Genomic DNA, 9789 nt, shown 5'->3' on the forward strand with positions numbered 1-9789 from the left:
CTTCGGGGTGCGGGCGGTCGCGGGTCCTGCTTCGGCAGGGCGGAGCCCAGCGGCGGCGACTCGCCTCCTACCGGAAACGGGTCAGCCAGGCACACGTCCTCCGCGTAGATTGGCGGTAAGCGTCGCGCCTGATATGTTTCCCGCTCCCTTGTCGCCACTCACACGACTTTTTCGTCCCGAGTCTCGACGTGCTCTCCCCGGCTTTCCCGACCCTTCCAGCTTCCGAAACGCTCCGCATCGTTTCCTACTGGCGCGCCAGCCTGGCCGACGGCGCGCGGCAGGACGTCAAGCGGGATGCCCTGAAGCCGTACCTTGGCGCCGACGACGGCCCCTACGCGGTCCCGCGCGAGCTGCTCCGCGACGGCGTGGTTCCCGACGCCGCCCGCGTCCAGCAGATCTTCCGCGACGGACGCCGCGGCAACGAGGAGGACGGGCGGGCCGGCAGCGGGACGTGCCCCGTCCTCGTCTGCCCGCTCGTCGCCCGCGGCGCCGTGGTCCAGGGACGCCGGCTGTCCACGGAGGATTTCGTGGTCCCCCTGTACATCCCCGCGGAGCTGGCCGCGGATGGGACCCTTTCGCCGCCCCGCGAGGGCGCGCCCTGGATCCCCCGCGACCGGCTGGAGCCGGGAAAGGACACGCTTCCCGTCCTGGTCGGACGCGTCGCCGCCGTCGACCAGTTCCTCTCGACCAACGACCCGCCCGACGCCGCCGCGGGGTGGCGCGCCTACTGGGACCACGCCTGGCGGATGCTCGCGGCGGTGGCGGACGACGCCGGTTGGCGGCTCTCGGAGGACGGCTTCGATCCCGGCGAGCTGGGGCTGGCGGTGAAGGGAACGTACGTGCCCACGCGCAACGGGTTCGTGGTGCCGCACGTGCCGTCGCACGTCATGGTGGCGCCGCTCCTCGCCACCTACGAGCACCTCCTCGGCCAGAAGGAGCCCCCGGCGCTGCTGGCGCGCGTCGCCGCGCTGGAGCCGCGCGAGCAGGAAGCGCCGATGGAGGCCCTGGCGCGGCTGGACGCGCACACGCTGCACCTGGGCCAGATGAGCGACCGCCATCCGCTCGCTCCGTCGCAGCGGGAGGCGCTGCACCACGCGCTCACGCTGGCCGACGGCGACGTGCTGGCGATCAACGGCCCCCCCGGGACGGGAAAGACGACCCTCCTCCAGAGCGTCGTGGCCTCGCTCTGGGTGCGGGCGGCGCTGGAGGAGGGCGAGCCCCCGGTGATCGTGGCGGTCTCCACCAACAACCAGGCGGTCACGAACGTCATCGAGAGCTTCGGGAAGGCGCAGCAGGAGGCGTCCCCGCTCGCCGGGCGCTGGCTTCCCGGCGTCGCCAGCTACGGCCTCTTCTGCGCCGCGCAGAGCAAGAGGGACGCCGGCGCCGAGCGCTTCCAGGTGGCGTCGGAGCGCGGGGAGGGCTTCCCCGCCCAGGTGGAGAACGCGGACTACGTGGCGTCCGCGTCGGCCGCGTACCTGGAGAGGGCGGGGGAGGCGTTCGGGAGGAAGTTCAAGAGTGTGGGGGACGTGGTGGCGCACCTGCACGTCCAGCTGGCCGGGTGCCGGGGGACGCTGCGGGAGGGTGTGCACGCGGCCCGGAAGCTGACGGCCGCCAATGCGGAGGCGGAGCTCCTGTTCGACACGGTCGACCTGGACCCCCTCGCCGAGGCCGCGCGGACGGAAGCGGCGACCCTGGAGCAGGGCCTCCGCGCGCGCGTGGCCTGGACCGAGGAGCTGGTCGCGGATCTGCGGCGCCGGCGTGACGGGGACGCCGCCGACGTGCAGTCGCGGGCGGACGAGAGGGCAGCGCGGTGGAAAGGCCTGCGGGAGGGCTGGGAGGCCTTCGAGCGGAGCACGCCGGCGTGGATCGTCCTCCTGTCGTGGCTTCCGCCCGTGCGCGAGCACCGGCGCAAACTGATCCGCCGGTTCCTCCAATCGGCCGACGCCTCTCCCCCGCCCGAGGTGCGCGACCCGCCGGAGGTGGACGCGTGGATCGGCCAGCGGCTGCCCGAAGTTGCGGCCGAAGCGGAAGCGGCGCTGGCAGCGCTCGACGCCGCGCTGAAGACCGCCGTCGATGATGAGTACGCCGAGTTGGAGAGTTTCGCGGGCCCGCGCGAGGCGCACCTCGCTCAGGTGGAGGCGCGGCTCAGCATGCTGGAGGCCGTGATGGACCGGATCCGCGTAGCGGGAGCTGCGTGGCGGCGCTGGGTTGCCGAACGGGAGGCGGAGGCAGCCGCGTTTCCCGAGCCGGTGCGGCCCCGTCCGACAGTGGACGACGCGCTGGAGGTCGCGGACCGGCTGACGCGCGTCCGGGCATTCCAGCTCGCGACGCACTACTGGGAGGGGCGGTGGCTGGAGGAGATGCGCGAGCAGATCGAGTCGGGGTACCGGCCGGGCCAGACGCTCGAAAAGCAGGAGAAGCGCTGGCGGCGTTATGCCAAGCTTACCCCCTGCATGGTGTCGACGCTCTTCAAGGCGCCCTCGTTCTTCAGCTACTGGGCGGGGGAGAACGTCGGCGCGCGGCCGCTGCTCTCCTTAATCGACCTGCTCATCATCGACGAGGCGGGGCAGGTGTCGCCGGAGCTGGCCGGCGCCGCCTTCGCGCTTGCCCGCCGGGCGCTGGTGGTCGGCGACACCGAGCAGCTGCAGCCGGTGCCGCGGGTGAGCGGGTGGGGGGACATCGGCAACCTGCGGCACGCGGGGCTGGCGGCCGGAGTGACGGCCGCGGACCGGGTGCAGGAGGCCGGGATCACCGCCGCCACCGGCAGCGCGATGCGCGTGGCGCAGCGCCGCAGCCCGCGCCGCATCCCCGGGCTGCCCTACGGTGGAATGCTGCTCACGGAGCACTACCGCTGTGCGCCCCCGATCATCGCCTACTGCAACGAACTGTGCTACGGGGGGAGGCTGGTCCCCGTCCGCCCCGCCGACGCGGAGCCGCCCGACCTTCCCCGGATGGGGTACGTCCACGTCCCCGGCACCTCGCGCAGGACCGGCACCAGCCGCGCCAACGAACTCGAGGCGTGGACGGTCGCGCAGTGGATCGCCGGCCACGCCGACGCGCTGCGCCGGCTCGGCGCGCGCGCCCGGGGGCTGGATGAGCGGGAGCCGCCGCCGCTCGAGCAGGTCGTGGCGGTGGTGACGCCCTTCAAGGCGCAGGCCCGCGTGATCGGCAAGGCGCTGGAGGTCCGGGGCATCAGGGGCCTCACGGTGGACACGGTGCACTCGCTGCAGGGGGACGAGCGAGACGTGGTGGTCTTCTCGTCCGTGTACGCGCAGGCCGACGGGGGGAGCCGCTACATGCTGGAGAACCGCTCGCTGCTGAACGTCGCCGTCTCCCGCGCGAGGGAGAGCTTCCTGGTCTTCGGTGACATGGGTGTCTTCGACCCGCGCGGGTCATCGCCGGCGGGCCTGCTCGCGCGCCACCTGTTCCGGTCGCGTGACAACGAGCTCCTGGACGTGGAAGTCCGCCCCACGGCGGACCTGGGCCCCGTGCGGAAGCTCGCCGGTCTGGGCGAGCACCGGGAGGCGCTCCGCGACTTCTTCGCCGGTGCAACGGAGGCGATCCGCATCACTTCCCCTTGGGTGGGCGCCGGGGCGATCCGCGAGGAAGGGCTGGAGCGGCTGATCGCGGACGCCGTCACCCGCGGCGTACAGGTGACGTGCTACATCGACGCCGAGCTGAACCAGGAGGGCGGCCAGGACCGGCCCTCGGCGGCGGAAGGGAAGCAACTGCTGGCGGCGAGTGGTGCGACCGTCAAGGTGGTGCGGCGGATTCACAACAAGACGGTGACCGTCGATGACCGGCTGATCTGCGAAGGTTCCTTCAACTGGCTCTCCGCAGCGCGGCGGGAGGAAAGCCCGTTCCACAGGTACGAGCGCTCGCTGGTGTACGCGGACGGGGCCGCACCGTTGATCCAGCGCTTTCTGGCCGACATCGAGTCGCGGGTGGTCCGGACGGTTCGTCCCGGCGAGGTGCCGGCCCGCCAGCGGGCATGATCGTGGAAGGCCTCGCGGCGCCGCCGCGAAATCCGCTGGGCCATCAGGAGCTCCACGCAGCCCGGCGTCGGCAGGCCAGCCTCCTTGTAGCCTCGCGCTACGCCGCTCAGCACCCGGCGGTGGGCGCGAGTTCCCGAATCAGCCATTTTAATGAACACGCAGCTGCTCGCGGACAGGTACGCGCCCTCGGACCCGATCGGCGTTGGAACCGGGTCGATCGTCCGTCTTGCCGTGGACCTGCGCAGCTCGGCCGCACGCGTAGCCGTCAAGATCGTAAGCGGCAGGGAGCCCCCGGCCACGGTGCGCGAGTTCTTCCTGCGTGAGACGGCCGCGCTCTCGCGGCTCCGCCACGAGAACATCATCCGCCTCTTGGACCAGGGGACCACGGACAGCGTGGGCTCGTGGCTGGTGCTGGAATACGCATGGGGCGGGTCGCTGGAGAACCCCGGCGTTCGCGCCAAGTACGCCGACGAGCCCGCAATCGTGCGTCTCCTGCGCGCCTGCGCCTCGGCGCTCAGCCACGCGCACCTCTCCGGCGTGATCCACCGCGACATCAAGCCGAGACGTGCTCTTCGACGCGGACTTCGTTCCGAAGCTCGCGGACTTCAACGTCAGCCGCATCCTGGACACCCTGCGCGAGGACGGCCGGACGACGCTCCGGCACCACTACACCGAGCGCTAACGCGGCGCCGGAGCGCGCGGAAGGGGCATCCGCCACCGAGCGCTCGGACGTCTACTCGCTCGGCGTGATCGCGTCGGAGCTGCTCCTGCAGGACGCCTCGGCGCCGGCCGCGGCCGTTTCCGGAGCCGCGCACGCCAGCGCTGCCGTCAGAACGATCGTCCGCATCCGCTTCGCTTCCTCTCGGGGAAATCCAGGATCATCTCCGTGTGCCCTCGAGAGGGCGCAAGCAAACGAGGCGGGTGACGGGTATTCCCCCTAGCTAGCAGGCAATCGCCGATCCATCCCCTCATGGCGAACGCGGCCCGAAGGCCGTCCGTTCACCAAAGTTCACCCTGCCGGGACCGCCGGGGTCAAGAGGTGCGAATCGGCCGCGAACCGGAGTTCGTCCACCCCACGCCGCCTCCGTGACCACTTGCGCGGGCGACGAAATTTTCGCAGATTCTTTTACAGTTACCGCGTGCTGCTGGGTGACGCGTGGTGACGCTGGGTGATGGAAACGTAGTAAAGCCGTGGGATTCCGTGTTCCCCGGTGACGCCGTGTGACAGCGCCTATGCTCTTCTAAGCCGTAGGTCGCTGGTTCGAGTCCAGCCTGGCGCGTAGCTAAGTTTAGCCCTCACCGTAACTTACGGTGGGGGCTTTTCTGTTCCCGTGCCCAGCCGTGACGCTCCGGGAGCCGAATCGTGCGCTGGCAGCTGTGAAATTGACTCAGAAAGTTGTGAATCGGCTTTGCGAAAGCCGGTGGGATTCAACCCCTCAATCCCGCTGTAAATTCTCTTCGTACCGTAGGTTACATCGATGGGAAGATGCCTGTTCCGGATTACTCATGAAGTCGGGTCGGCGGAAAACGTTTGGTGAGCGTCACATCAGCCCCGTCGTTCTTACGTCCTGGGGAACAGAACGGAAGGGGATGACGAGGGACCAGGGCGAAGCGACGCTGCCCCTCGATTCCGTGCATCCCTCAGCGGGGGCCGAGGGGGCGCGTGGAGGGGGAGGGCACAGGCCGGGGCGGCGCGGAGGCGGACGCGCCCACGGCCGGGCTGAACCCCGCCGGCAGGGGAATGACGGCGGGGCGGGGCTGCAGGAGCCTTCCGAGCCGCCGGATGCCGTCGTGGATCTGGTCGGGCGAGGGGCGCGAAAAGTTCAGCCGCAGCCCGCCGCGGCCCCGCACGCCCCCCGCGGCGCAGAACGCCTGCCCGGGAACGAAGGCCACCCCGGCCTCGGCCACCGCGCGCCGCAGCAGGGCGGTGGTGTCCACTCCCTCCGGCGTTTCCACCCACACGAACATCCCCGCGCGTGGACGGCTCCAGCGGGCGGCGGCGGGAAAGTGGGCGTCGAGCGCTTCGAGCATGGCGTCGCGCCGTACGGCGTACGCCGCGCGCAGGCTGGCCAGGTGCTCGGCGAAGGGCTCCCGGTCCAGGAACGCCGAAAGCGCGAGCTGGGCGAAGGTGGTGACGTCCAGGTCGCTGCCCTGCTTGAGGATCGAGAGCCGCTGCACCACCGCCTCGGGGGCGACCACCCATCCCGTCCGAATCCCGGGCGCCATGATCTTGCTGAACGAGCCCACGTACAGCACCCGCCGGCCATCGTACGACCGCAGCGCGGGGGGCGCGTCGCCGTCGTAGTCGATGAGCCCGTAGGCGTCGTCCTCGATCACCGTGACGCCGTAACACCCCGCCACCTCGGCCAGCCGCCGCCGTGCCGCGGAGGGCATGCTGGCGCCCAGCGGGTTGTGCCCCTCGGGAATCGTGTACACCAGGGCCGGGCGCTCGCCAGCGGCCAGCAGCGCCTCCAGCGCCCCTACGTCCATCCCCGTCTGCGGGTCGGAGGGCACGGTGAGCACGCGCGGCTGCAGGGGACGCAGCGAGCCCAGCATCCCGTCGTAGGCCAGCTCCTCGGTGACCACGGTACCGCCGGGTGTCACCAGCAGCTGGCCCAGCAGGCTCATGGCCTGCTGGGCTCCGGTGGTGATGAAGACCTCGTTCTCGGTGCATTCCACGCCGCGAAGCGCCATCAGCTGTACCACGTGCTCGCGCAGGCGCCGCAGCGGCATGCCGTACTGGAGGGCGCGGGGATCGTGGCCCAGCACGTGCTGCGCCGCCCGCGCGTAGCCGGGGGTGGGGAACAGCTCCGCGGCCGGCATCCCCAGGGCAAAGGAAAGCAGGTTGGGATCGGCGGTCAGCGCGAGGATTTCGCGAAGGATGGACTGCCGGGACTGCCGGGTCCAGGCGGCGAACGGGATGTCGTGATCCGCGGCGGTCGGTTCGGGCATGGCCGGAGCTTCTGGGGTGGAACGCGGCGTCGGGCGGGGGCCCGGGGCTTCGATTCTGTCCGGCGGGCTAGCCCGCTGCCGCGGCCTCTTCGATCCACGTGGCCATGCCGGCGACGGTGCGCGTCTGGAACAGCGTCCGCAGCCGCATGTCGACACCGAAGCGGTCACGGACGCGGGCGATGAGCTTCGCCGCCAGGAGCGAGTGCCCGCCCAGCAGGAAGAAGTCGTCGTGCCGGCTGGGCCGCACCTCCAGCAGCTCGTGCCACACCCCCGCCAGCACCCGCTCCACCTCGCTCCCCTCGTCGGCGCCATCCACCGCCTCCGGTCCGGCGCTCTCGGTCGCCTCGGGAAGGGCCGAGGGAAGCGGCACCCGCCGCTCCGTGCCGGCGTCGCCGAAGGCGGCGGGGCCGGGCCGCACGCCCACCGTCCACAGCCGCCCCACCGACGCCAGCACGAACGCGGCGTCGGGGACATCCTCCGCCTGGTGGGGAAGCGAGGCCACGCCCGGGGGAACGGGCGATCCGCTCGCCGCCGCCTGCTGGCGCACGAAGGCACCCAGCGACCCGCCGGCCCCCATCTCCACCAGCACCCGGCCGGGGTGCGCCAGAAGCGCGGCGGCGCCGCGGCCAAAGTGGACGGTGCCCACCAGGTGCCGCGCCCAATAGCCCGGATCGGTGGCCTCGGCGTCCGTCAACCAGGTGCCCGACAGGTTCGACAGCAGGGGAATGCGCGGCGGCGCCAGCCGCATGCGCGCGGCGAGGCGCGCCACCCGCTCGGCCGCGGGCGCCATCAGCGGCGAGTGGAAGGCGTGGGTGGTGGCCAGCCGGCGCGACGTGTGCCCGGCCTGGGCAAGCGCCTCCTGCGCGCGGGTGATCGCCTCCCCGGTTCCCGAAAGGACGCAGAGCTCCGGCGCGTTGACCGCCGCCAGCGCGACGTCCTCGCCGCGGAACGGCTGGACGGCTTCGGGGGAAAGGGAAACGGCGAGCATGGCCCCGCCGGGGAGCGCCTGGATGGCCAGGGCGCGCAGGGCCACCAGCTCCAGCGCGTCTTCCAGGGCCATCACCCCGGCCACGCACGCCGCCGTGTACTCGCCCAGGGAGTGGCCGATCAGCGCGTCCGGGCGCACGCCCCACGATTCCCAGAGCCGGGCCAGCGCGTAGCCCACCACGAAGGCCACCGGCTGCGCCACGTCGGTGCGGCTGAGCCGCTGGGCCTCGGGCGAAGCGGGTGCCCCCCCCAGCATGGCCCTCAGGTCCAGGCCGCCGGGCGAGGGCCGCGGCGGCGCTTCGCGGCCCCCCGCGAACAGCGCCTCGCGCAGGTCCATCCCCAGGTGGGGGCGCAGGAGGGCGGCACAGCGGTCCACCTCGGCCCGGAACACCGGCTGGGCGCCGTACAGGCCGCGCGCCATCCCGGGGTACTGCTCGCCCACGCCGGGAAAGAGAAAGGCGACGGAGGGGGCGGCACCGGCTTCGCCGTCGGCCGTGCGCCCGGGATCGCGGGACCGGAGAAGCGCGTCCGTATCCTCGCCCTGGCGTACCAGCACGGCCCGGCGGTGCAGGAGCGCGGGATCGTCCACCCGAAGGGTGAAGGCCACGTCGGCCAGCGGCAGCTCCGGGTGCCGCGCCAGGTGCCCGGCCAGGCGGGTGGCCGCGGCGTCCACGGCTTCCGCCGACGAGGCGGAAAGGAGCAGGAGCCGCCACGGCCCAGGCGCGTCGCCGTCCGCCGCCGCGCCGCGCTCGGGAAAGGCGCGGCTGACGGCGAAGAGATTGTAGAGGATGGAGCCTTCGACGGCCTCGTCCTGCTCCACCGCCACGCGAAACCCCCGGCCCTCCAGCAGCCGCGTCACCTCGTCCAGCCGGCCGTCCAGGTCGTGCACCTCCATCACCACCTGGCGGATGCGCGGCCAGTGCTCGTCGTCGATCCCGCGCAGCACGTCCAGCTCGGCCTTCTGCACGTCCACCTTCAGCAGGTCGATCCGCTCCACTCCCTCTTCGCGGATGACGGCCGAGAGCGGACGCAGCCGGCACTCCATCTCCTCGGCCCGGAAGCGTTCGTCCAGCAGCTCCTCGCCAAAGGTCATCAGCGCATCCATCCCCTCCGTCCCCTTCTCCTGCTCGCGCTGCATCATCAGCCGCAGCACGTCCCTCTCCTCCGCCGGATCGGCGTAGAACGACGACATGCCGGAGCTGTTGGGATAGAAGGTGAAGCGCATCGTCCGCTCGGCCTCGCCGATCCCGAAGTTGAAGGCGCGTGCCGGGGCGCCGTTCAGCGCCAGGTTGGCGCGCAGCCGCTGGAAGAGGGGGGGCGCGGGCTCGAAGGTGTAGACGCGGGTCCCCGGCGCGTGCCAGTGCGCGAACAGGGCAAAGGTTCCGATGTTGCCGCCCACGTCGAACACGCAGTCGCCGGGGTGCAGTGAAATCCCGTGGCGCAGGTAGATGCGCTTCTCGAACAGGTCTTCGTAGAAGTGCTCGGCCTCCACCCGGCTCTGCGGAATTACCGTCATTCCATTCGGAAAGCGCAGGCGCTCTCCCGACGGGAAACTGGCGGCTTCGATAGGCTTCCCAGGCGCACCTTCTCCCGGCGGTCCGGACGCGCCGGGGCGGCGGCCCGGTGCGTCTTCGTGCGCCCGGTCAGGCCGGATCGTGCTGGGAGGCGTCGTTTGCATTCCAGGGCGAGTGTACGGGAGGCGAGGCGCCGCCCCACAGGAACGGGGTACGCGATGGCGCAATCGGCGGGCAGCAGGGCGAAACACGCCTTGACATGCTCACGATATACGACTAGTTATCGAAAAACAAGCGTCGGGCGCCACCCCTCCGCTTCCGGCGCTCGCCGTCTCCACACC

General features: G+C 71.7%; 3 protein-coding genes and 1 pseudogene. 2 read left to right on the top strand and 2 right to left on the bottom strand.

Annotated features, from left to right (window positions below; translation table 11 throughout):
* Positions 1-188 precede the first annotated feature (188 nt).
* The gene (locus VF632_RS18825) at positions 189-3995 is read left to right on the top strand and encodes an AAA domain-containing protein (RefSeq protein ID WP_331024479.1); all 3807 of its coding nucleotides are present in this window, start codon (positions 189-191) and stop codon (positions 3993-3995) included.
* A gap of 150 nt (positions 3996-4145) precedes the next feature.
* Positions 4146-4547, top strand: a pseudogene (locus tag VF632_RS28280) (protein kinase domain-containing protein); the annotation flags it as partial.
* Between the two features lie 1089 nt (positions 4548-5636).
* On the opposite strand, the gene VF632_RS18830 reads toward VF632_RS28280, so the two are convergent.
* Complete coding sequence (locus tag VF632_RS18830) at positions 5637-6947, bottom strand: PLP-dependent aminotransferase family protein (RefSeq protein ID WP_331024480.1); 1311 nt, start codon at positions 6945-6947, stop codon at positions 5637-5639.
* A 67-nt stretch (positions 6948-7014) separates the two neighbouring features.
* Positions 7015-9450 carry an FkbM family methyltransferase gene (locus VF632_RS18835; protein ID WP_331024481.1) on the bottom strand — a complete coding sequence of 812 codons (2436 nt, stop codon included), beginning with the start codon at positions 9448-9450 and terminating at the stop codon, positions 7015-7017.
* Between the last annotated feature and the right edge of the window lie 339 nt (positions 9451-9789).

Origin of the sequence: Longimicrobium sp., assembly GCF_036388275.1 — a bacterium.
Lineage (GTDB): Bacteria > Gemmatimonadota > Gemmatimonadetes > Longimicrobiales > Longimicrobiaceae > Longimicrobium.

What these genes read in the sequence shown, in the direction of transcription:
- VF632_RS18835 (WP_331024481.1), bottom strand. Translation starts at nt 9,450, where the DNA reads ATGACGGTAATTCCGCAGAGCCGGGTGGAGGCCGAGCACTTCTACGAA.
- VF632_RS18830 (WP_331024480.1), bottom strand. Translation starts at nt 6,947, where the DNA reads ATGCCCGAACCGACCGCCGCGGATCACGACATCCCGTTCGCCGCCTGG.